19 protein-coding genes and 1 riboswitch are annotated in these 22,542 nt (G+C 68.2%); of the genes, 16 read left to right on the forward strand and 3 right to left on the reverse strand.

Annotation, left to right across the window (positions count from 1 at the left end):
* The first annotated feature begins 62 nt into the window (after positions 1 to 62).
* The 5 genes from H289_RS0107475 (at position 63) to H289_RS0107495 (ending at position 4,246) form a co-directional block, all read left to right on the forward strand.
* On the forward strand, positions 63 to 677 hold the full coding sequence (locus H289_RS0107475; protein ID WP_020100145.1) for a LysM peptidoglycan-binding domain-containing protein: 615 nt from the start codon (positions 63 to 65) through the stop codon (positions 675 to 677).
* A 180-nt stretch (positions 678 to 857) separates the two neighbouring features.
* Entirely contained in the window at positions 858 to 1,541 is a 684-nt protein-coding gene (locus H289_RS0107480) for an Rv1815 family serine proteinase (RefSeq protein WP_051128422.1), read from the forward strand.
* A gap of 120 nt (positions 1,542 to 1,661) precedes the next feature.
* On the forward strand, positions 1,662 to 1,994 hold the full coding sequence (locus H289_RS0107485; RefSeq protein WP_020100147.1) for an ArsR/SmtB family transcription factor: 333 nt from the start codon (positions 1,662 to 1,664) through the stop codon (positions 1,992 to 1,994).
* Complete coding sequence (locus tag H289_RS0107490) at positions 1,994 to 2,638, forward strand: SRPBCC domain-containing protein (RefSeq protein ID WP_020100148.1); 645 nt, start codon at positions 1,994 to 1,996, stop codon at positions 2,636 to 2,638. Before H289_RS0107485 ends, H289_RS0107490 begins: the two co-directional genes overlap by 1 nt.
* A gap of 129 nt (positions 2,639 to 2,767) precedes the next feature.
* A complete protein-coding gene (locus tag H289_RS0107495) occupies positions 2,768 to 4,246 on the forward strand; it encodes an FAD-binding protein (protein WP_029104907.1) in 1,479 nt (492 codons plus the stop codon).
* On the opposite strand, the gene H289_RS0107500 is transcribed toward H289_RS0107495, so the two are convergent.
* A complete protein-coding gene (locus tag H289_RS0107500) occupies positions 4,247 to 6,166 on the reverse strand; it encodes an ABC transporter ATP-binding protein/permease (protein ID WP_020100150.1) in 1,920 nt (639 codons plus the stop codon). It lies immediately after the preceding gene.
* Positions 6,167 to 6,302: 136 nt separating this feature from the next.
* Between H289_RS0107500 and secA2 the strand changes: the two genes are divergently transcribed.
* The 11 genes from secA2 (at position 6,303) to gcvP (ending at position 17,923) form a co-directional block, all read left to right on the forward strand.
* Positions 6,303 to 8,660, forward strand: coding sequence for an accessory Sec system translocase SecA2 (gene secA2, locus H289_RS0107505; RefSeq protein ID WP_020100151.1), 2,358 nt, complete (start codon positions 6,303 to 6,305; stop codon positions 8,658 to 8,660).
* Between the two features lie 10 nt (positions 8,661 to 8,670).
* Entirely contained in the window at positions 8,671 to 9,309 is a 639-nt protein-coding gene (locus tag H289_RS0107510; RefSeq protein ID WP_036420309.1) for a CDP-alcohol phosphatidyltransferase family protein, read from the forward strand.
* Positions 9,306 to 10,247, forward strand: a complete 942-nt coding sequence (locus H289_RS0107515; RefSeq protein ID WP_020100153.1) for a DUF881 domain-containing protein — start codon at positions 9,306 to 9,308, stop codon at positions 10,245 to 10,247. The genes H289_RS0107510 and H289_RS0107515 overlap by 4 nt, the downstream gene beginning before the upstream one ends.
* Before the next feature lie 10 nt (positions 10,248 to 10,257).
* Positions 10,258 to 10,590, forward strand: a complete 333-nt coding sequence (locus H289_RS0107520; RefSeq protein ID WP_020100154.1) for a small basic family protein — start codon at positions 10,258 to 10,260, stop codon at positions 10,588 to 10,590.
* 9 nt (positions 10,591 to 10,599) lie between these two features.
* Positions 10,600 to 11,385: a DUF881 domain-containing protein gene (locus H289_RS0107525; RefSeq protein ID WP_020100155.1), complete on the forward strand. Its 786-nt coding sequence runs from the start codon at positions 10,600 to 10,602 to the stop codon at positions 11,383 to 11,385.
* Positions 11,386 to 11,444: 59 nt separating this feature from the next.
* Positions 11,445 to 11,840 (forward strand): glycine cleavage system protein GcvH, encoded by a 396-nt coding sequence (gene gcvH / locus H289_RS0107530; RefSeq protein ID WP_020100156.1) that lies wholly within the window; start codon positions 11,445 to 11,447, stop codon positions 11,838 to 11,840.
* 201 nt (positions 11,841 to 12,041) lie between these two features.
* Complete coding sequence (gene garA / locus H289_RS0107535; RefSeq protein WP_020100157.1) at positions 12,042 to 12,518, forward strand: glycogen accumulation regulator GarA; 477 nt, start codon at positions 12,042 to 12,044, stop codon at positions 12,516 to 12,518.
* A 15-nt stretch (positions 12,519 to 12,533) separates the two neighbouring features.
* Positions 12,534 to 13,268, forward strand: coding sequence for a transcriptional regulator FtsR (gene ftsR, locus H289_RS0107540; RefSeq protein ID WP_020100158.1), 735 nt, complete (start codon positions 12,534 to 12,536; stop codon positions 13,266 to 13,268).
* 52 nt (positions 13,269 to 13,320) lie between these two features.
* On the forward strand, positions 13,321 to 13,815 hold the full coding sequence (locus H289_RS0107545; protein WP_020100159.1) for a bifunctional nuclease family protein: 495 nt from the start codon (positions 13,321 to 13,323) through the stop codon (positions 13,813 to 13,815).
* A gap of 245 nt (positions 13,816 to 14,060) precedes the next feature.
* Complete coding sequence (locus H289_RS0107550; RefSeq protein WP_020100160.1) at positions 14,061 to 14,687, forward strand: MerR family transcriptional regulator; 627 nt, start codon at positions 14,061 to 14,063, stop codon at positions 14,685 to 14,687.
* A 108-nt stretch (positions 14,688 to 14,795) separates the two neighbouring features.
* Positions 14,796 to 14,893, forward strand: a riboswitch (glycine riboswitch).
* A gap of 159 nt (positions 14,894 to 15,052) precedes the next feature.
* The gene (gcvP, locus tag H289_RS0107555; protein ID WP_020100161.1) at positions 15,053 to 17,923 is read left to right on the forward strand and encodes an aminomethyl-transferring glycine dehydrogenase; all 2,871 of its coding nucleotides are present in this window, start codon (positions 15,053 to 15,055) and stop codon (positions 17,921 to 17,923) included.
* Positions 17,924 to 18,027: 104 nt separating this feature from the next.
* Here the strand turns inward: gcvP and H289_RS0107560 are convergent, their stop codons facing one another.
* The gene (locus H289_RS0107560; protein ID WP_020100162.1) at positions 18,028 to 20,133 is read right to left on the reverse strand and encodes a substrate-binding domain-containing protein; all 2,106 of its coding nucleotides are present in this window, start codon (positions 20,131 to 20,133) and stop codon (positions 18,028 to 18,030) included.
* Between the two features lie 98 nt (positions 20,134 to 20,231).
* Complete coding sequence (locus H289_RS0107565; RefSeq protein ID WP_029104908.1) at positions 20,232 to 22,445, reverse strand: malate synthase G; 2,214 nt, start codon at positions 22,443 to 22,445, stop codon at positions 20,232 to 20,234.
* Between the last annotated feature and the right edge of the window lie 97 nt (positions 22,446 to 22,542).

Below are 22,542 nucleotides of genomic sequence, written 5' to 3' on the forward strand. Positions count from 1 at the left end.
CCGGAACCGCCGGTACTGTCGATGAGCGACAGGGTGAATCGAACCAAAAGGAGCTGGACTTCATGGGTGACACACTTCAGAAGGGCGAGAAGCTCGAGGTCGGCCAGTCGCTGACGTCGAACAACGGTGCGTACCGGCTGGTGCTGCAGGACGACGGCAATCTGGTTCTGTACGCAGGGGAGCAGTCCGTGTGGGCCACCGCAACCGACGGCCAGGACGTGAAGCGCGCCGAGGTGCAGGAGGACGGCAACTTCGTGCTGTACACCCCGGACAAGCCGGTGTGGGCCAGCCAGACCGCCGGCGCCGACAACGTCCGTCTCGTGCTGCAGGACGATCGCAATCTCGTGCTCTACAGCGGTGACGACGCCAAGTGGTCGTCCGAGACCCACACCGACGAGGCGCCCCCGGCGCCGGTCGAGGCGGCCCCGGAGCCCGCCCCCGCGCCCGAGCCTGAGGTGGCTGCCGAGCCGGTCGCTGAGGTCGTTGCCGAGCCCGAGCCCGCCCCGGTGCCCGAGGCCCCCGCCGCACGCACCTACACCGTGCAGTCGGGTGACACCCTGTGGGCCATCGCCGAGCAGTTCTACGGCGACGGCAGCCGCTACCCGGAGATTGCCGGCGCCAGCGGAATCGACAACCCGGACCTGATTCAGCCCGGTCAGCTCCTGACCATTCCCTGACCTGGTCGGACCCTGGCGGCCCGGATCGAAAGATCCGGGCCGCCAGCGCATTTCAGGGGCAGCTTGTTTGCTGGTGCCAGGCGGGCGCCGGCCGCCCGGGGCGGGGGCTTTCCCGTCCCGTGTTCGGGTTTGCGGGGTAGGCTGGCGCGACGTCCGTCCCGAGGTGATGGGAGCAAGGTCATGTTTGTGGGGGGTATGCGGGCCGTGGCAGTAGCCGCGGTCGCTGTGCCGATGTTCGCTGTGGGCGGCCCGGCGCCGGTCGCGTCGGCTGATTCCGGAGTGCTCGTCTACCCGGGCATGGAGATTCACCAGGGCACCACGCGCTGCACGCTGGGTTATGTGGACCCGGTCGCGCGGACGGGCTACACCGCAGGTCACTGCCGTGGCAACGGCCCCGTCACCGACAAGGACGGCCGCTTCATCGGCACCATGATCACGTTCCGGGACAACACGCCGGACGGCGCCACCATCGCGACCGACCATCAGATCTCCGACTGGGAGTCCATCAACATCGCCGGCGACGTCATGGTGAACAACATCCTGCCGGGCGGCCGGATGCTCGTCACCGATCCCGCGGTGAATCCGCAGCGCGGCGCACCCGTCTGCCACTTCGGCGTCGTCACCGGTGAGACGTGCGGCACCGTCGACGCGGTGAACAACGGCTGGTTCACCATGTCCAACGGCATCGTCAGCCAGAAGGGCGACTCCGGCGGGCCGGTGTACACCGTCACCCCCGACAACCGGGCCGTCCTCGTCGGCGTCTTCAACAGCACGTGGGGGCATTTCCCCGCGGCCGTCTCGTGGAGCGCGACCGACCAGCAGACCAATGACGCCGTCGTGCAGCAGGCTGCCGCCGGCAACTGACCGGGCGCTGCCCGTGTCGATCCCGCGCTGAAGGCGTGAACGTGCCAGTGGGCGTGGGTCCGCGTCACATCCAGATATGTAACCCTTGACTTATATAAGTCACGGCTATAACTTTGCGATGTGCACGCCTTCGATGTCCTGGGGGACCCGGTTCGCCGACGGATCCTGGAACTGCTGGCGAACGGTGAACTGACCGCGGGCGCCATCGGGGCGACGATTCAAGCCGAGTTCTCGATCAGTCAACCGGCGGTGTCGCAGCATCTGAAGGTATTGCGCGACAACGGTTTTGCCAGTGTGCGCCCGGACGGTCAGCGGCGGCTGTATGCCGTGGACGGCCGGGGTATGCAGGACATCGACAACTGGCTGGCCGGGTTCCGCCAGTTCTGGCGGCCACATCTGGACGCGCTGGCCACCGAGGTGGCGCGCGGCAAACGCAACCGCAAGGGGGAGTGATGATCGACGTCACCGCACAGATCAACGCCGTGCAACGCACGGTCGGCACGCGAACGTGGCAGGCGGGCGAGGTCCGTGTCGTCACGATCAGTCAGTCGTATCCGACCGATGGGGCAGATCTGTGGGACGCGTGTACCAATCGGGAACGGATTCCGCGATGGTTCCTGCCGGTCACCGGCGACCTCGTGCTCGGCGGCACATTCCAGATCGAGGGCAACGCCGGCGGCACCGTGCTGACGTGCGATCCGCCGCACACCTTCACCGCCACCTGGGAGTGCAACGGTCAGACCAGCTGGATCGAGCTGCGCATCGTCGACGAGGGCGACCGTTCGGCACGTCTGGAACTCGACCACATCGCCCCGACCGACGACGAGGAGTTCTGGGCTCAGTACGGACCCAGTGCGGTGGGCATGGGCTGGGACGGCGCGCTTCTCGGACTCGCCATCCACACGTCGACGGGGCAGGACATCGATCCGTCGTTCGGTCCCCAGTGGACCGTCAGCGACGACGGCCGCCGGTTCACCCGCGAATCCGGCGCGGCCTGGTGCGCGGCGGATATCGCCGGCGGCGCCGACCCCGAGCAGGCGCGCGCCGCGTCGGCCCGGTGCATCGCGGCCTACCTCGGCATCGACGAAAACGAGTAGAGAACTAGAACACGTTCTAGCCATGGTCTCGTCTCGACGTTATTGTCTAGTCGATCACTGATCAGACACGTGTCCAGATTGCCTGAATCGACCGCCCTGGACACCACCGAGACCGGCCCAGGAGAGACGATGCAAACAGTTCCCGAGACCGTCAACGCCGCCGACGTCACCGAATGGTCCGACGAGGCCGACGTCGTCGTGATCGGCTTCGGCATCGCCGGTGGCTGCGCCGCGGTCAGCGCCGCCGCTGCGGGCGCCAAGGTCCTGGTGCTGGAGAAGGCGGCCGGCGCGGGCGGCACGACGTCCATGGCCGGCGGCCACTTCTACCTGGGTGGCGGCACGGCGGTGCAGCAGGCCACCGGCCACGACGACACCGCCGACGAGATGTACAAGTACCTGGTCGCCGTCGCCCACGACCCCGAGCACGACAAGATCCGGGCCTACTGCGACGGCAGCGTCGAGCACTTCAACTGGTTGGAGGACTTGGGTTTTCAGTTCGAGCGCAGCTACTACCCGGGCAAGGTGGTGGTGCCGCCGGGCACCGAGGGCCTGTCCTACACCGGCAACGAGAAGGTATGGCCGTTCTGCGAGCAGGCCAAGGCCGCACCCCGTGGGCACTCCGTCCCGGTGCCGGGTGAGCTGGGCGGCGCGGACATGGTCATCAAGCTGCTGCTGAAACGGGCGGACGAACTCGGCGTCGAGATGCGCTACGAGACCGGCGCGACGAACCTCGTGCTCGACGACACCGGTGCTGTCGCCGGGGTGGCATGGAAGAACTTCGGCGTGACGGGCACCGTCAAGGCCGGTGCGGTGATCATCGCCGCGGGCGGTTTCGCGATGAACCCCGAGATGGTGGCCGAGCACACGCCGGCGCTGGGCCAGAAGCGAAAGACCAAGCACCACGGCGAAGTCGAGCCCTACATCCTGGGCAACCCGAACGACGACGGGCTGGGCATCAAGCTCGGCGTCTCGGCCGGTGGCGTGGCCAAGAACCTGGACCAGCTGTTCATCACCGCTGCCGCCTACCCGCCGGAGATCCTGCTCACCGGCGTCATCGTCAACCAGAACGGCCAGCGCTTCGTCAACGAGGACTCCTACCATTCGCGCACATCGGCTTTCGTGCTCGAGCAGCCCGACCAGGTGGCCTACCTGATCGTCGACGAAGCGCACACCGAGATGCCGGCGATGCCGTTGATCCGGTTCATCGACGGCTGGGAGACGATCGCGGAAATGGAAGAGGCGCTGGGCATTCCGGCCGGGAACCTGGCGGCGACATTGGAGCGCTACAACGCCAACGCCGCGGCCGGCGCCGACCCCGACTTCCACAAGCAGCCGGATTACGTTGCGGCCCAGGACAATGGGCCGTGGGCGGCATTCGACCTGTCGCTCGGCCGGGCCCTGTACTCCGGATTCACCATGGGCGGCCTGTCGGTCAGCATCGACGGCCAAGTGCTGCGCGCGGACGGCAGCGCGGTGCCGGGGCTGTACGCGGCGGGCGCCTGCGCGTCCAACATCGCGCAGGACGGCAAGGGCTACGCCAGTGGCACCCAGCTGGGCGAGGGATCGTTCTTCGGCCGCCGGGCCGGCACCCACGCCGCCACGCGGTGATCAGACGCCGGCGGGCACGCCGTCGTCTTCGATCCGGGTGAGCCGCCAGTTGCCGTCGCCCAGCAGCTCCAGCTCCTGCTGGTGGTGCTGTTCGACGGTGCTGCGGTGGCTGACGCTGACCACGGTGGTGTCGGGCAGTTCGTTTCGAACCAGTTGGTACAGCATCATTTCCAAACCTTCGTCGAGTGCCGAGGTGGACTCGTCGAAGAACACGGCCTTGGGCCGGGTCAGCAGCACGCGGGCGAAGGCGACGCGCTGCTGCTCGCCGGGCGAGAGGACCTTGGCCCAGTCGTCGACCTCGTCGAGGCGGTTCGCCAGGTGGGGCAGTGCGACCTTGCGCAGGACCTCCTGCAGCTGCTCGTCGGTGTGGGCGCCCACCTTGCTCGGGTAGGACACCACCGCGCGCAGATCACCCAGTGGCACATATGGGAGCTGCGACAGGAACAGCGTCTCGTTCTCCTCCATCGGGAAGTGCATGGCGCCGTGGCAGAAGGGCCACAGCTTGGCCAGGCTGCGCAGCAGGGTCGTCTTGCCGCTGCCGGACGGGCCGGTGACCACCAGTGCCTCGCCCGGGTACAGGCACAGATCCAGCGGCGCGATGAGCTCGCGGCCGTCCGGCGTGCTCACCGTGACCTGCTCCAGCGTGATGGTGTCGTCGGGGCAGTCCTCGGTGGCGAGCTCGGGCAGGTGCCGTGCCGCGTCGTTGGCCGTCACCAGGCCGTGCAGACGGATGATGGCGGCGCGGTAGCCGGCGAACTGGTCGTACACGTTACGGAAGAAGGACAACCCGTCCTGGATGCTGCCGAACGCCGACGCCGTCTGGTTCATGTCGCCGAGCTTGATCTCGCCGGCGAGGAAGCGCGGGAACTGCAGGACGTACGGCAACGGCACGATGATCTGGCTCATCGACAGGTTCCAGCCGTTGAGGCCGATCATCCGGTTGACGTACCGCTTGTAGTTGTCGACGACGGGCGCGAACAACCGGCGCAGACCCGTCCGCTCGGCGAGCTCACCGTGGTAGAAGGCGACGGCCTCGGCCGCATCGCGCATCCGCACGAGCGCGTAGCGGAAGGCGGCGTTGAAGCGTTCGTTGTCGAACGACAGCCAGATGATGGGACGGCCGATCCAGAAGGCCACCACCGAGGCGATCAGGACGTAACCGAGTCCGATCCAGAACATCGCCTTGGGGATGGTCAGCCCGGCGATGGTCAGCGTGCCGGACAGGTTCCACAGAATCGCGGTGAACGAAAGCATCGATGCGATGGCGTTGATGGCGCCGAACAACAACGTGGAGGTGGTCATGTTGTTGGGCGTGTTGGGCAGCGGGCCCACGCCGGCGGTGAAGATGTCGATATCGCTCTGGATGCGCTGGTCCGGGTTGTCGATGGTGTCGTCGATGAACCGCGACCGGTAGTACGCCTTGCCGTCCAGCCAGTCGCCCGTGAGCCGGTCGGTCAGCCAGGCGCGCCACCGCAGGATGAACCGCTGCGTCATGAACAGGTCGAGCATGATGCGGCAGACGTGCAGCACGGCCAGCAGCGAGAAGATGCCGATCGACATCCAGAACCCGTGTGCGCCAGAGTCCTTCACGGCCTGGTCATGGCCGGCCAGGCCAGAGGCCACCACCTGGAAACTGGTCATCAGGTCGTTGCTCTGATAGCTGAAGAGCACCGTGAGCCGGACGCCGGTGATCACCGACAGCAGCAGCGCCGCCAGCCACAGCCACACGATGATGCTGTCGCGGCCGACGAAGTACGCGCCGGTGATGCGCCAGAACTGCCGTCCCCAGACCGTGAACCGGCCGATGGCGGTCACCACCACCAGCGTCGATACCGCGGCGATCAGCCAGGCTTTCGCGATCCACCACAGCGAGGTAGTGAGCTCACTGCCCCATTCGAGGGTCGGGGTGAACAAATCCATCCCCGCAAGGTACCCGTGACCTATTGACGTTCGCGCTGCGACAGGCAATGACGTGAGACGCCGGTCACCTTCCGCGGGTCTCCGGCAGGTGGACGGCTGCAGCAGAGCGGCCGGACGGGACCGGTACCTTTGACCTGTGGCGAAAACCAGCACCGCGAAATCCGGCCGGCTGAGCAGCAAGTTCTGGAAGCTGCTCGGTGCTTCCACCGACAAGAACCAGAACCGATCGATGAATCAGGTTCGGGCGTCGGCCGAATTCGACGACAAGGCCGCGGGGCTGGACGACGAGCAGATCACCAAGGCCGCCAAGCTGCTCGAGCTGTCCGAGCTCGCCGACGCCGCCGACATCCCGCAGTTCCTCGCCATCGCCCGCGAAGCGGCCGAACGCACCACGGGCCTGCGGCCGTTCGATGTCCAGCTCCTCGGCGCGCTGCGCATGATGGCCGGCGACGTCGTCGAGATGGCCACCGGTGAGGGCAAGACCCTGGCCGGCGCGATCGCGGCTGCCGGCTACGCGCTGGCCGGCCGGCACGTGCACGTCATCTCCGTCAACGACTACCTGGCCCGCCGCGACGCCGAATGGATGGGACCGCTGCTGGCGGCCATGGGCCTGACGGTCGGCTGGATCACCGCCGAGTCGACGGCCGACGAACGGCGCGCCGCCTACGAATGCGACGTCACCTACGCCTCGGTCAACGAGATCGGGTTCGACGTGCTGCGTGACCAGCTGGTCACCCACGTCGACGACCTGGTGTCGCCGCGGCCCGACGTCGCGCTGATCGACGAGGCCGACTCGGTGCTCGTCGACGAGGCGCTGGTGCCGCTGGTCCTCGCCGGCACCACCCACCGCGAGACCCCGCGCATGGAGATCATCCGGCTGGTCGGGGAGATGACCTCCGAGAACCGGGTCGACGACTCGCTGCAGTACTACGACACCGACGCCGACCGCCGCAACGTGCACCTGACCGACGCCGGGGCGCGCAAGCTCGAGAAGGCGCTCGGCGGCATCGACCTGTACTCCGAGGAGCACATCGGCACGACCCTGACCGAGGTCAACGTGGCCCTGCACGCGCATGTGCTGCTGCAGCGCGACGTGCACTACATCGTGCGGGACAACGCCGTTCACCTCATCAACGCCTCGCGCGGCCGCATCGCGTCGCTGCAGCGCTGGCCCGACGGCCTGCAGGCAGCCGTCGAGGCCAAGGAAGGCATCGAGACCACCGAGACCGGCGAGGTGCTCGACACCATCACCGTCCAGGCCCTCATCGGCCGCTACCCGACGGTGTGCGGCATGACCGGCACCGCGCTGGCCGCCGGTGAGCAGCTGCGCCAGTTCTACCGGCTCGGGGTGTCGCCGATTCCGCCGAACACGCCGAACATCCGCGAGGACGAGACCGACCGCGTCTACATCACCGCGGCCGCCAAGAACCAGGCCGTCATCGAGCACATCCAGGAGATCCACGCGACCGGTCAGCCGGTGCTGGTCGGTACCCGCGATGTCGCCGAATCCGAAGAGCTGCACGCGAAACTGGTCAAGGCCGGAGTGCCCGCCGTCGTGCTGAACGCCAAGAACGACGAGGAAGAAGCCGCCGTCATCGCCGAGGCGGGCAAGCTCGCCACCGTCACCGTCTCCACGCAGATGGCCGGCCGCGGCACCGACATCCGCCTCGGCGGATCCGACGAAGCCGACCACGACGCCGTCGCCGAACTCGGTGGCCTGCACGTCATCGGCACCGGCCGGCACCACACCGAACGCCTCGACAACCAGCTGCGCGGCCGCGCCGGCCGCCAGGGCGACCCGGGCTCGTCGGTGTTCTTCTCCAGCTGGGAGGACGACGTCGTCGTCTCGCACCTGGAGCCCGAGAAGCTCCCGATGCAGACCGACGAGGACGGCCGCATCATCAGCGACCGCGCCGGCCAGATGCTCGAGCACGCGCAGCGCGTCGCCGAGGGCCGGCTGCTGGACGTGCACGCCAACACCTGGCGCTACAACCAGCTCACCGCGCAGCAGCGCGCGATCATCGTGGAACGCCGCGAGACCCTGCTGCGCACCACCACCGCGCGCGACGAGCTCAAGGAGCTGTCGCCGGACCGGTACCAGGAACTGGTCAGCCAGATTGGGGAAGAGGGCGCCGAGGACGAGCTCGAGCGCATCTGCCGGCTGATCATGCTGTACCACCTGGACCGCGGTTGGGCCGACCACCTGGCGTACCTGTCCGACATCCGCGAGAGCATCCACCTGCGCGCGCTGGGACGCCAGGATCCGCTCGACGAGTTCCACCGCATGGCGGTCGACGCGTTCGCGTCGCTGGCGGCCGACGCCATCGAGGCCGCGCAGCAGACCTTCGAGACCGCCAACGTGCTGGAGGACGAGCCCGGCCTGGATCTGTCCAAGCTGGCCCGCCCGACGTCGACGTGGACGTACATGATTCACGACAACCCGCTGGCCGACGACACGATGGCAGCGCTGAGCCTGCCCGGGGTATTCCGTTAGGTTTAGCCCTATGGACCCCCAGCGAGAAGCCGGAGGCGGATCGCATACAGACGTGGAAGCCGAGTCGGGCGACCGCGTGCTGACGATTCCCAACGCGCTCAGCGCGTTGCGGTTGCTGCTGGTCCCGGTGTTCCTCTACCTGCTGCTGTCGGCGCATGCCAACGGCTGGGCCGTCGCGACCCTGATGTTCAGCGGCTTCTCCGACTGGGCGGACGGCAAGATCGCGCGCCTGGTACCGAACCAGTCGTCGCGGCTGGGCGAGCTGCTGGACCCATTGGTCGACCGGATCTACATGCTCGTCGTGCCGGTTGCGCTGGCGATCGCGCACGTCGTGCCCTGGTGGTTCGTCCTGACCCTGATCGGCCGCGACGTCGTGCTGGCGGCCACGCTGCCGCTGCTGCGCGGCCGCGGGCTGACGGCGCTGCCCGTCACCTATATCGGCAAGGCCGCGACGTTCGCGCTGATGTCCGGCTTCCCGCTCGTGCTGCTGGGACAGTGGCCCGACGCCTGGAGCCGCGTGGTGCTGGCCTGTGGTTGGGCGTTCCTCGTCTGGGGGATCGCCATGTATCTGTGGTCGGCGGTGCTGTACCTGATCCAGGTGGCCATGGTGCGCAGGGAGCTGCCGCCGGTCGCGAGGTCGGCGGCGTGACGGAAGCCGGGACGCCCCGGGACCGGGCGCTGGGCGGCTACTGGCCGGAGGCCGGCCGTAACAGCCACGTCGCCGACGAGCCGGTCCGGATTCCGGTGCCGTCACTGCTGCGCTCGCTGCTGACCGACCATCTCGATCCGGGCTACGCCGCCGCGGCCGAGCGCCGCGAGGCGGCCGGTGACGGTGCCCGCCGCGGCTCCCGGCGGTTCGTCGACGGCGCCTGGCTGCTGGTCGGCGTCGCCGCGGTGTCGGTGGTGTTCGTGACGGCGGCACAGCACGCGGTGTCGATGGCCCCGGCCAACGACCAGACCCAGCATGTCCTGTCGGCCAACGCGCGCACCGCCGAAGAGCGGACCCGCGACAGCACCGCCACCCGCGACGCCCTCGCGGGCCAGGTGGAGGCCGCGCGCCGCAGCCGGCTGGCCGGCGACGAGAAAGGCCGTGAGCTGCTGGCCGCCCTCGAGCAGGCCGAGTTCGGCGCGGGCGTGACCGCGGTGACCGGCCCCGGCCTCACCGTCACCGTCACCGAGCCGCCGCCGAGCCCGAACCTGTCCGATGTGTCGAAGCAGCGCGTTGCCGGCAGCCCGCAGATCATCCTGGACCGCGACCTGCAGCTGGCCGTCAACTCGTTGTGGGCGGCCGGTGCCGAGGCGGTCTCCGTCGGCGGCGTGCGGATCGGGCCGAACGTGACCATGCGGCAGGCCGGCGGTGGCATCCTCGTCGACAACCAGCCGGTGGCCAGCCCGTACGTCGTCGTCGCCATCGGGCCGCCGCACGCCATGCAGGAGGTGTTCGAGCAGACCCCTGCCATGCAGCGGCTGATGCTGCTCGCCCAGTCGTACGGCGTGGGAATCAGCGTCCAGACCCGCGACCGGCTGACGGTGTCGGCCGCGTCGGTACGAGATGTCAACTTCGCCAAGGAGATTGGACCAAAGTGAGCAGGGCTACATGATCGGGATCGCGGCACTGGTGGTCGGCATCGTGCTGGGGTTGATCTTTCACCCCAGCGTGCCCGAGGCGGTCCAGCCGTATCTGCCGATCGCCGTGGTGGCGGCGCTGGACGCGGTGTTCGGGGGACTGCGGGCCTACCTGGAACGCATCTTCGATGCGAAGGTCTTCGTGATCTCGTTCGTCTTCAACGTCCTGGTCGCCGCCGTGATCGTCTACGTGGGCGACCAGCTGGGCGTGGGCACGCAGTTGTCCACCGCGATCATCGTCGTGCTCGGTATCCGGATCTTCGGCAACGCGGCGGCGCTGCGCCGAAGGTTGTTCGGGGCGTGACGGTGCGACATGGCTGACGACGAACAGCACGCGGAAGAACACCACGGCCGGCACGAGCTGCCCGACGGCGTCCCGGCCCGGCTGCCGCGCACCCGGTCGCAGTTGATGTTCGGCGCGCTGGCCGTACTGCTCTGTGTGCTGCTCGGGGTGGCCATCGCGACGCAGGTGCGCCAGACCGAATCCGGTGACGCCCTCGACACCGCGCGGCCTGCAGACCTGCTGGTGCTGCTCGACTCGCTGCAACAGCGCGAGGCGTCTCTCAACACCGAGGTGGCCGACCTGCAGAAGACGCTGTCGTCGTTGCAGGCGTCGGGCAACAGCGACCAGGCCGCCATCGAGAACGCGCAGGCGCGCCTGCGCGCCCTGTCGATCCTGATCGGCACCGTCGCGGCCACCGGCCCGGGCGTCACCATCACCATCGAGGACATCGCACCCGGCGTGTCGCCCGAGACCTTGCTCGACGTCATCAACGAGTTGCGCGCCGCCGGCGCCGAGGCCATGGAGATCCGGTCGGGACGCGGTGACCAGCAGACCGCGGTACGGGTCGGTGTCGACACCTGGGTGACCGGCACCGCGGGCGCGCTGGTCGTCGACAACGTGACCATGAACCCGCCCTATTCCATTCTCGCCATTGGGGATCCGCCGACGCTCGCGGCCGCGATGAACATCCCGGGCGGGGCGATGGACAGTGTGAAACGGGTTGGCGGCACAATGACCGTGCAACAGGCCGACACGATCGACGTGAGTGCCTTGCGGCAACCGAAACCGCGCCAATACGCTCAGCCCGTCAAGTAGACGCCGGGCCTGATCGTCGAGCCGTATCGTATGTACCCCACCAACACTCAAGGAGCGTCGTGAGCGAAACGCCAGCCGATCTGCTGTACACCACCGAGCACGAATGGGTGCGCCGCACCGGCGAGGGCACCGTACGGGTCGGAATCACCGATTTCGCGCAGGGCGCGCTGGGCGACGTCGTCTACGTCGATCTGCCCGAGGTCGGCATCACCGTCGCCGCCGGCGACGTGTTCGGTGAGGTCGAATCGCCCAAGACGACGTCGGAGCTGTACGCCCCGATCGCCGCGAAAATCGTTGCGGTCAATGGTGATCTGGAAGGCTCGCCCGACCTGGTCAACTCCGATCCGTATGACGCCGGCTGGCTCATCGAACTGCAGGCCGACGTGGCCGAACTGGACAGCCAGCTCGCCGGTCTGCTGGACGCGGACGGCTACCGGGCGACCCTGGACGAGTAACCCTTTTGTTAGGGTGCTGCGGTCCGGTTCGGCCGTGGCGACACCAAAGTCGGCTCGGCGGATCCGGTGGTGGCGGGCACACTGGCCCGCGCCGCGCGGTACGGTCAATAGTGAGACGTATGCGACATTCGATGACTGCTGGCAGCACCTGCCGGCTGGTCGTGCAAAAGAGCGCCACAGCAGCCAGTAGAGGAGCAGCGCGTGACGGATAACGACAGCGGTTCGGGGACCGATTTCGGCTCCGAGGAGGCAACGGTGGAGACCACATCGGTCTTCCGGGCGGACTTCCTCAATGAGCTCGACGCCCCGGCTTCGACGAGCGGCACCAGTGCCGTTTCCGGAGTTGAAGGACTGCCGGTGGGCTCGGCCCTCCTGGTGGTCAAGCGGGGGCCGAATGCCGGCTCGCGATTCCTGCTGGATCAGCCGAGCACCTCGGCGGGCCGTCATCCTGACAGCGACATCTTCCTCGACGATGTGACGGTGAGCCGTCGCCACGCCGAGTTCCGGCTCGAGTCCGGTGAGTTCCAGGTGGTCGACGTCGGCAGCCTCAACGGCACCTACGTCAACCGCGAGCCCGTCGACTCGGCGGTGCTGGCCAACGGTGACGAGGTCCAGATCGGCAAGTTCCGCCTCGTGTTCCTGACCGGCCCCAAGACCGACGACAGCTCGGCTGGTTAGACCGGCGGTCAGTTCATGACGCAGCCCGACCGCAGTGCAGTGGCCGGGATGTCGATCGGAGCGGTGTTCGATCTGCTCCGGCCAGACTTCCCGGATGTGACCATCTCCAAGATCCGGTTCCTGGAGGAACAGGGTCTGGTCACGCCCGAACGCACTGGGTCGGGCTACCGTCGTTTTACGGCCTATGACTGCGCGCGGCTGCGGTTCATCCTGTCCGCGCAGCGGGATCAGTACCTGCCGCTCAAGGTCATCAAGGCCCAGCTGGACGCCCAGCCCGACGGCGCGCTGCCGTCGAACGGATCCGCTTACGGCGTACCGAAATTGGTTCCGGATCCGGACAGCGACCAGGCCGGTGTCCCGGCTGACGTCGCGCCCGCCCAGGTCCGGCTCAGCCGAGAGGACCTGCTGCAGCGCTCCGGCATCAAGCCGGAGCTGTTGGCCGCGCTGGTCAAGAGCGGCGTGATCATCCCCGGCCCGGCGGGGTTCTTCGACGAACATGCCGTGGTCATCGCACAATGTGCCCATGCGCTGGGCGAATACGGTGTCGAACCGCGGCACCTGCGGGCCTTCCGGTCCGCCGCTGACCGGCAGTCTGACCTGATCGCCCAGATCGCCGGCCCCATCGGTAAAGCCGGCAACGCCGGGGCCCGTGACCGGGCCGACGAACTGGCCCGCGAGGTCGCGGCGCTCGCCATCACGCTGCACACGTCGCTGATCAAGTCTGCCGTGCGCGACGTTCTCGATCGCTGAGGACTAGACTCGAATTCGTTGATGGCACACGGATTGCGGAGGGCAGACGCAGATGGGCGAGGTTCGTGTGGTCGGCATTCGGGTGGAACAGCCGCAGAACCAACCCGTGCTCTTGCTGCGCGAATCCGACGGTGACCGCTACCTGCCGATCTGGATCGGGCAGTCCGAGGCGGCTGCCATCGCGCTCGAGCAGCAGGGCGTCTCACCGGCTCGTCCCCTGACGCACGACCTGATCAAGGATCTGATTGCCGCACTTGGTCATTCGCTGCGCGAGGTGCGCATCGTGGACCTGCAGGAAGGCACCTTCTACGCCGACCTGGTGTTCGACCGCGACATCACGGTGTCGGCGCGGCCGTCGGACTCGGTGGCCATCGCGCTGCGGGTCGGCGTACCGATCTACGTCGAGGAAGCGGTACTCGCCGAAGCCGGTCTGCTGATCCCGGACGAGGGTGACGAGGAGTCGTCCGGCCCCGTGCGCGAGGACGAGGTCGAGAAGTTCAAGGAGTTCCTCGACAGCATTTCTCCGGACGATTTCAAGGCGACTTAGGCGCAGAGTGCGCTGTCCCGGAGGGCCCTTGTTACGGATGCATCTCAGTTAGGTCAGCGCGTGTCGACACTCGGTGCGCCGTTTGCGGATTCGCCGAATCCGCGCCACATACTTTCCTCGTTCTGGTGACAGGCTGAAGTGGCCCGGCGGGAAGCGTATGCTCGACACATTCGAGCAGCGGACATGCCCGCCGAGCAGCAGTGGCCGCCAGGCAGGGTTAGTTCGATCGGCGAGAGGATCAGGCAGTGGGCGACGAGACGCCACGTCAAGAGCAGTTGGACCTGACGACCAACGGCGCGCCTGAGCAGGCCGCCCCGACACCGGCTCCCGTGCCGGTGCAGGCAGGCCTGTTCCCTGATGAGTCTGTTCCCGACGAACTGGTCGGCTACCGCGGGCCGAGCGCCTGCCAGATCGCCGGCATCACCTACCGCCAGCTCGACTACTGGGCCCGCACCTCGCTGGTCGTCCCGTCGATCCGCGGCGCCGCCGGCTCCGGCAGCCAGCGCCTGTACTCGTTCAAGGACATCCTGGTCCTCAAGATCGTCAAGCGACTGCTCGACACCGGCATCTCGCTGCACAACATCCGCGTCGCGGTCGACCACCTGCGCCAGCGCGGCGTCCACGACCTGGCCAACATCACGCTGTTCTCCGACGGCACCACGGTGTACGAGTGCACGTCCGCCGAAGAGGTCGTCGACCTGCTGCAGGGCGGTCAGGGCGTATTCGGCATCGCGGTCTCCGGCGCCATGCGTGAGCTGACCGGCGCCATCGCCGACTTCCCGGGCGAACGCGCCGACGGCGGCGAATCCATCGCCGCACCCGAGGACGAGCTCGCCTCGCGTCGCAAGCAGCGCGACCGCAAGATCGGCTGAGTCCCGCCTCCCAAAGCACGAGCAACGGCCCCTTCTCCCAGGCGAGAAGGGGCCGTTTGCTGTCTATTCGCGGGCTTATGTGACCGACCGGTAGACTGGCGCGCGCATCGTCCCGACGCGGGAGAGTTCTGTGGCCGCCAGCCATGGACGCCGAAGGAGCAATACCTCTCCATCAACCTCTCAGGCCCCCGGACCGCGCCGGAGCCCGATGCCTCTGGAAAGCGGCGAGCTGCGACTCGCCCGCCCATGGGGAAAGGCCGACCATCGTCGGGCCGAATCTCTCAGGCACCGACGACAGAGGGGGAGGAACCCCTAGCGGTTCCGTGGCAAGCCTGCCCCGAGCCTGAACGTCTGGAGAGGCCGTCATGACCGACAGCACGTCCCGTTCCTCTGCCGAGCACCACCAGCTTCGCTTCGTCGACCGGCACATCGGTCCGGATGGCGACGCGGTGGCCACCATGCTCGGGATCATCGGCGTCGACTCGCTGGAAGAACTCGCCGCCAAGGCGCTGCCCGCGGGCATCCTCGACGCGCTGTCCAGCGCCGGCCTGGCCCCCGGCCTCGACGAACTGCCCGCCCCGGCGTCCGAAGAGCAGTCGCTGGCCGAGCTGCGCGCGCTCGCCGAGACCAACACCGTCGCGGTGTCGATGATCGGCCAGGGCTACTTCGACACCCTGACCCCGGCCGTGCTGCGCCGCAACATTCTCGAGAACCCGGCCTGGTACACGGCCTACACGCCGTACCAGCCCGAGATCAGCCAGGGTCGTCTGGAGGCCCTGCTCAACTTCCAGACCATGGTCACCGACCTGACCGGCATGGAGATCGCCAACGCCTCCATGCTCGACGAGGCCACCGCCGCGGCCGAGGCCATGACGCTGATGCACCGCGCCGTCAAGGGCGACTGCCGCCGCCTCGCCGTCGACGTCGACATCTACCCGCAGACCGCGGCCGTGCTGGCCACCCGCGCCGAACCGCTGAACATCGAGATCGTCACCGCCGACCTGCGTGACGGCCTGCCCGAGGGCGAGTTCTTCGGCGTCATCGCCCAGGTGCCCGGCGCCAGTGGCGCCGTCAACGACTGGTCCGCGCTGATCGCGCAGGCCCATGAGCGCGGTGCGCTGGTCGCCATCGGCGCGGATCTGCTGGCGCTGACGCTCGTCACCCCGCCCGGCGAGATCGGCGCCGACGTCGCCTTCGGCACCACGCAGCGTTTCGGCGTGCCGATGGGCTTCGGCGGCCCGCACGCCGGTTACCTGGCCGTGCACGGCAAGCACGCCCGGCAGCTGCCCGGCCGTCTGGTCGGTGTGTCGGTCGACGCCGACGGCGCCAAGGCCTACCGGCTGAGCCTGCAGACCCGCGAACAGCACATCCGCCGCGACCGGGCCACCAGCAACATCTGTACCGCCCAGGTGCTGCTCGCGGTGATCGCCGCGATGTACGCCAGCTACCACGGGCCGCGCGGGCTGACCGCCATCGCGCACCGGGTGCACGGCCACGCCCTCGCGGTGGCCATGGGCCTGAAGGAGGCCGGCGTCGAGGTCGTCCACTCCGGATTCTTCGACACCGTCTTGGCCCGCGTTCCCGGCAAGGCCGAGCAGGTGCAGGCGGCTGCCAAGGAGCGCGGCATCAACGTCTGGCTCGTCGATGCCGATCACATCTCGGTGTCCTGCGACGAGGCGACCACCGCCGACCACGTCGACGCGGTGCTCGCGGCGTTCGGCGCGACGCGCGGCGGCCACCACTGGGACGGCCCGGAAATCCATACGCGCACTTCGGAGTTCCTCACCCACCCGGCGTTCTCGCGGTACCGCACCGAGACCGAGATGATGCGCTACCTGCGCTCGCTCGCCGACAAGGACATCGCGCTGGACCGCAGCATGATCCCGCTGGGCTCGTGCACCATGAAGCTCAACGCGGCCGCCGAGATGGAACCCATCACGTGGACCGAGTTCGCACAGCAGCACCCGTTCGCCCCGGCCTCGGACACCCCGGGCCTGCGCAAGCTGATCGCCGACGTGGAGTCGTGGCTCGTCAGCATCACCGGCTACGACTCGGTGTCGCTGCAGCCCAACGCCGGGTCGCAGGGCGAGTACGCCGGTCTGCTCGCCATCCGCGCCTACCACGAGGCCCGCGGTGAAGCCGGCCGCAACATCTGCCTGATCCCGTCCAGCGCGCACGGCACCAACGCCGCGTCGGCCGCCATGGTCGGCATGAAGGTCGTCGTCGTGGCATGCCGGGAGAACGGTGACGTCGACCTGGACGACCTGCGCGCCAAGATCGCCGAACACGCCAGCGATCTGGCCGCGCTGATGATCACCTACCCGTCCACGCACGGCGTGTACGAGCACGACGTCGCCGACATCTGCGCCGCGGTGCACGACGCCGGCGGTCAGGTGTACGTCGACGGCGCCAACCTCAACGCGATCGTCGGCCTGGCCCGTCCCGGCAAGTTCGGGGGCGACGTCAGCCACCTGAACCTGCACAAGACGTTCTGCATCCCGCACGGCGGTGGCGGTCCGGGCGTCGGCCCGGTGGCGGTCCGGTCGCACCTCGCGCCGTACCTGCCCGGCCACCCACTGGCCGCCGAGCTCGCCGACGACCACACCGTGTCGGCGGCGCCGTACGGCTCGGCGTCCATCCTGCCGATCACCTGGGCGTACATCCGGATGATGGGCGCGGCGGGTCTGCGGGCCGCGACGCTGACCGCGATCGCGTCGGCCAACTACATCGCTCGTCGTCTCGACGAGCACTACCCGGTGCTCTACACCGGCGAGAACGGCATGGTCGCGCACGAGTGCATCCTGGACCTGCGGGCCATCACCAAGGCCACCGGCGTCACCGTCGACGACGTGGCAAAGCGCTTGGCGGACTACGGTTTCCACGCACCGACCATGAGCTTCCCGGTTGCGGGAACGCTGATGGTCGAGCCCACCGAGAGCGAGAGCCTGGCCGAGGTCGACGCCTTCATCGCCGCGATGATCGCGATCAAGGCCGAGATCGACCAGGTCGGCTCCGGTGAGTGGCCGGCCGATGACAACCCGCTGCACAACGCACCGCACACCGCCGAGTGCCTGCTGGTCGACGAGTGGAAGCACCCGTACACCCGCGAACATGCCGCCTACCCGCTGGGCAAGGGTTTCCGGCCGAAGGTGTGGCCGCCCGTGCGTCGTATCGACGGCGCCTTCGGCGACCGCAACCTGGTCTGTTCCTGCCCGCCGATCGAGGCGTTCGCCTAGGTCCGCGCAAAAACGTCCCGCTCAGAGCTTCTGAGCGGGACGTTTTTGTACGTAAGTGGCGGCGTGTCGCGCGCAGACACGGCCGCTCGCGGGAAAAGAACTAGCTAGGGCAGGGCAGCGGCGACGGCGTTGACCAGCTCAGGCGCCGCCGAGGTGGGCATGCCGGTGAACGTGCCGCCGGTGAGCTGTGCGACGGCCTGCCACGTCGGGTTGTCCGAGTCCGACCCGATGTCGATGACGTTGATCGCCACCGGGCGGGCCGGATCGAACGCCGACTTGATGTAGTCCTGCAGGCCCTGGCCGTCCAGTGACTGGTCGGTGTGCGGGCCGGACGTGATCAGCAGGATCGAATTCGCCTGGCCGTCGACATACTTCGACATCGCGTCGCCGTAGAGCATGCGCAGCGTCGTGAACGAGACGTGACCGCCGCCCGACGAGCTCTGGTTGTTCAGGTTCGAGATCAACTGCGTCGCGTGCGCCTGCTCGCTCAGCGGCGCCGCCGGAATCTCGCTGCGCCCCGAGACGCCGTCGAACGTCCACAGACCCACCGAACTGTTCGGCGACATCGCCTTGAGCCGGTCCATCAACGCGGTGGTCACGTTGCCCAGCCGGGTCTTGGCGCCGTCGCTGCTCGGCATCGACTGGTCCAGCAAGATGGTCACAACGCCGCTCTTCGACGTGCCACCGACGGCGTTCGCCAGCGTGGCGCGCGTGCCCGTGTCGCCGACCGCGAGGGCGTCGGGCAGGGAGCCCAGGTTCACCACATCGTTCTTCGGGGGATTGCCGCCGCTGACGCGGAAGCCGGCCTTGGACAGCTCGGCGAGCTGTTCGGGCTTGCGCAGGAAGCGTTCGAACTCGCTCGCTGCGGTCACCTCCTCGTGCGACAGGCCGTCGCCGCCGAGCAGCACCGCGGGGTAGTCGGCCACCGCCGGTGCGCCGGGCGGCAGCCAGGCCGCCAGCTTGCCCTTGGCGTTGTCGGTGTGTTCCGACCGCTGATAAAGCTGCTGTTCGGTGGTGACGACGGCGTGTACCGGCGCCGTGGCCGGGTCGCTCGCGGAGATCAGCGCGTCCAGCGCCGTCGAGGCCTTGGGGTCGGCGAGCTTGGGCTGCGCGGCCGTCAACCGGTGCACGGCACCGGCACCGGCGTTGACCGGCCCGCCGTTGGCCGCGGCGGACGCGACGGCTTCGGCCGCCAGATAGGCCGCGTCACTGTTGTCGACGGTCGGTACGGCCAGCCGCAGCGAACCCCAGCCCGGCAGGCTCAGGCCGTCCAGCGCCGTCGGGTTCGTCTGCAGCGCGGGCAGCGTGCCCCAATTCTGCTGGGCCAGAGCATCTTTGAGCTGCGGCCGGACTGCCAGCAGCACCGGCGAGGTCGCCAGCGACTTGGCTTCACCGCTGACGGCCTGCTCACCGGCGCCGGCCACCAGCCGGGCCGCCGACACCGAGCTGGCCGGAACCCACAACGCGGGCCGCGGGCCCAGGTTCGTCGGCCACTTGTTCACCACACCGTCGACGACGGTGGTCGGGTCGCTCGCCTTGACCTCGACCTTGACGCACTTGTCGCCGATGGGTGCGGCGGTCTGGCTGTACTTGCCGGCCAGCGAATTGAGCTGGTCGGAGATCGACGGGTCGGCCAGCACGGGCACGCTGACCGAGCCGGACACGCACCGCGCCGAGGCCTCCCGGCTGCGGTCGGACAGCACGCTGCCGAAGAACCGCCAGAGGATCACCGCGGCGACGACGACCACGACGGTGACGAGCGCGGCGATCACGCCGACGCTGACGCCGCGCCGCTTGGTCTGGATGGCCCGGTGGCTACCGGTCCATTCGCCGCCCTCCCAGTCGCCGCCGTGCGAGCGGACCGAGGCCCGGCGCGGGACGGACGGGAACGCCTGGGTGATGCTGTCGGCGGTGAGGTCGGGCTGGTCCGAATAGTCGGTGTCGCCGTAGTCGGGCTCGTCGGTGCCGTACCGATCGCCGTTGTCGGCCGGCGGTGTGGCGGGGGGTGGGGTGGCAGCACGCGGGGTTTCTGCAGCAGGCATCCCGTGCATCTCGGCCCAGTCGTCCGGCACCCGGAATCCCAGAGCGCTGGTCGCGGTGTCGTCGGCCTCCGGGATGTCCGGCGACAACGCGTCGTAGTCAGAGATCGCGTCGTCGCGTGACTCGTCGGCGTTCGATTCGTCGTCGTCGGGAGCTCTGTGCCTACCCATTGGTGTCTGCTCCTGGTGTCGGCGTGCAATCGGCGGACCCGTGTCGAGTGACGCGGGCCCGCCGAATTTTAATCAACGATGATGGGGGAGTTGACCGTTCACGAACCGGCGTGTGCGGCCTTGAACTCCCGCCGGCGCCGATGCAGGATCGGCTCGGTGTAGCCGTTGGGCTGGCTGCAGCCCTCGAGGATCAGCTCCTGCGCGGCCTGGAAAGCGATGCTGCCCTCCGGATCGGGCGCCATCGGCAGGTACGCCGGGTCGCCGGCGTTCTGCTCGTCGACCACCGCGGCCATCCGGCGCAGGCTCGCCTTCACGTCATCCTCGGTGATGACGCCGTGCCGCAGCCAGTTGGCCAGCAGCTGGCTGGAGATGCGCAGCGTGGCGCGGTCCTCCATGAGGGCGACGTTGTGGATGTCCGGCACCTTGGAGCAGCCGACACCCTGGTCGATCCAGCGCACCACGTAGCCGAGGATCGACTGGCAGTTGTTGTCGACCTCTTCGTGGATCTCCTCGGGCGCCCAGGCGAGTTCCTTGGCCAGCGGGATGGTCAGCAGCTCCGTGCGCGTGGTGCGCTTCTTGCCGGCCAGCTCTTCCTGCACCTCGCGGACGTCCACCTGGTGGTAGTGCATGGCGTGCAGCGTCGCGCCGGTGGGCGAGGGCACCCACGCGGTGGTGGCGCCGGCTTTGGGCTGACCGATCTTCTGCTCGACCATGTCGGCCATCAGGTCGGTCATGGCCCACATGCCCTTACCGATCTGTGCACGGCCGGCCAGACCGTCGGCCAGACCGGCGTCGACGTTGGCGTCCTCATAGGCCTTGATCCAGGTCTGGCTCTTCATGGCGCCCTTGCGGACCATCGGGCCGGCTTCCATCGAGGTGTGGATCTCGTCGCCGGTGCGGTCCAGGAAGCCGGTATTGATGAAGACGACGCGGTCCTCGGCGGCCTTGATACAGGCGTTGAGGTTGACCGTGGTGCGGCGCTCCTCGTCCATGATGCCGACCTTGAGGGTGGCTGCGGGCAGGCCCAGCACATCCTCGACGCGGCTGAAGAGCTCGCAGGTGAACGCGACCTCTTCGGGGCCGTGCATCTTGGGCTTCACGATGTAGATGGAACCGGTGCGGCTGTTGGTCAGCTCGCCGTTCTCCGGCGTCGACTTCAGGCCGTGGATGGCGATCAGACCGGTGAACAGCGCGTCCTGGATGCCTTCGGGAATCTCGTTGCCGTCGGCGTCCACGATGGCATCGTTGGTCATCAGGTGGCCGACGTTGCGGACGAACAGCAGGCTGCGGCCCGGCAGCACCAGTTCGCCCTCGCCGTCCGGCGTGGTGAAGACGCGGTCGGGGTTCAGGGTGCGGGTGAAGGTCTTGCCGCCCTTGCTGACCTCTTCGGACAGGTCACCCTTGTTCAGCCCCAGCCAGTTGCGGTAGCCCAGCACCTTGTCGTCGGCGTCGACGGCCGCGACCGAGTCCTCGAAGTCCATGATCGTGGTGATCGCCGACTCCAGCACGACGTCCTTGATGCCGGCCTTGTCGGTCGAACCGATCGGCGACTCGGGGTCGATCAAGATCTCGATGTGCAGGCCATGGTGGACCAGCAGCACTGACCAGGCCGGGTCACCGAGCTTGCCGGTGTAGCCGACGAATTCCTCGGGGCTGGCCAGTCCGGTCGACAGCCCGTCGCCGAGTTCGGCCTGCAGCTGGTGCTCGTCGTCGATCTTGAGGCCGGTGATGTCGGCCCACGAGCCGGTCGCCAGCGGGACGGCCTGGTCCAGGAAGTTACGGGCGTAGGCGATCACCTTGTCGCCGCGCACCTGGTTGTAGCCACCCTTTCCGGCCTCGGCGCCACCCTCGTCGGAGATGACGTCGGTGCCGTACAGCGCGTCGTACAGCGAGCCCCAGCGGGCGTTGGCGGCGTTGATCGCGAACCGGGCGTTCAGGATCGGCACCACCAGCTGCGGTCCCGCGGTGCTGGTGATCTCCGGGTCGACGCCCGAGGTGCGGATGCAGAACTCTTCCGGCTCCGGCTGCAGGTAGCCGATCTCGGTGAGGAACTCCTCGTACGAAGTCTTGAACTCGTCGGTGTCGACGGGATCGATGACGCGGGCGCGGTGCCACTTGTCGATCTGCGCCTGCAGATCGTCACGGCGGGCCAGCAGCTCCTTGTTCTTCGGGGTCAGGTCGGTGATGACCTTGTCCACTCCGGCCCAGAAGCTGTCCGGGTCGACCCCGGTGCCGGGCAGAGCCTCGTTGGTGATGAAGTCGTGCAGTACGCGGGCCACCCGCAGATTTCCCACCGTCACACGATCAGTCATTTTCTTCTTCCTCCTAAGCAGCCCACGCGGCGACCATCCACTTTACCCGTGGGTAACCGCAGCTCACCGGCGTGTCGGCCATTGAGAACCCGGTCAC

This window comes from Mycobacterium sp. 360MFTsu5.1 (assembly GCF_000383495.1).
Classification (GTDB): domain Bacteria; phylum Actinomycetota; class Actinomycetes; order Mycobacteriales; family Mycobacteriaceae; genus Mycobacterium; species Mycobacterium mucogenicum_B.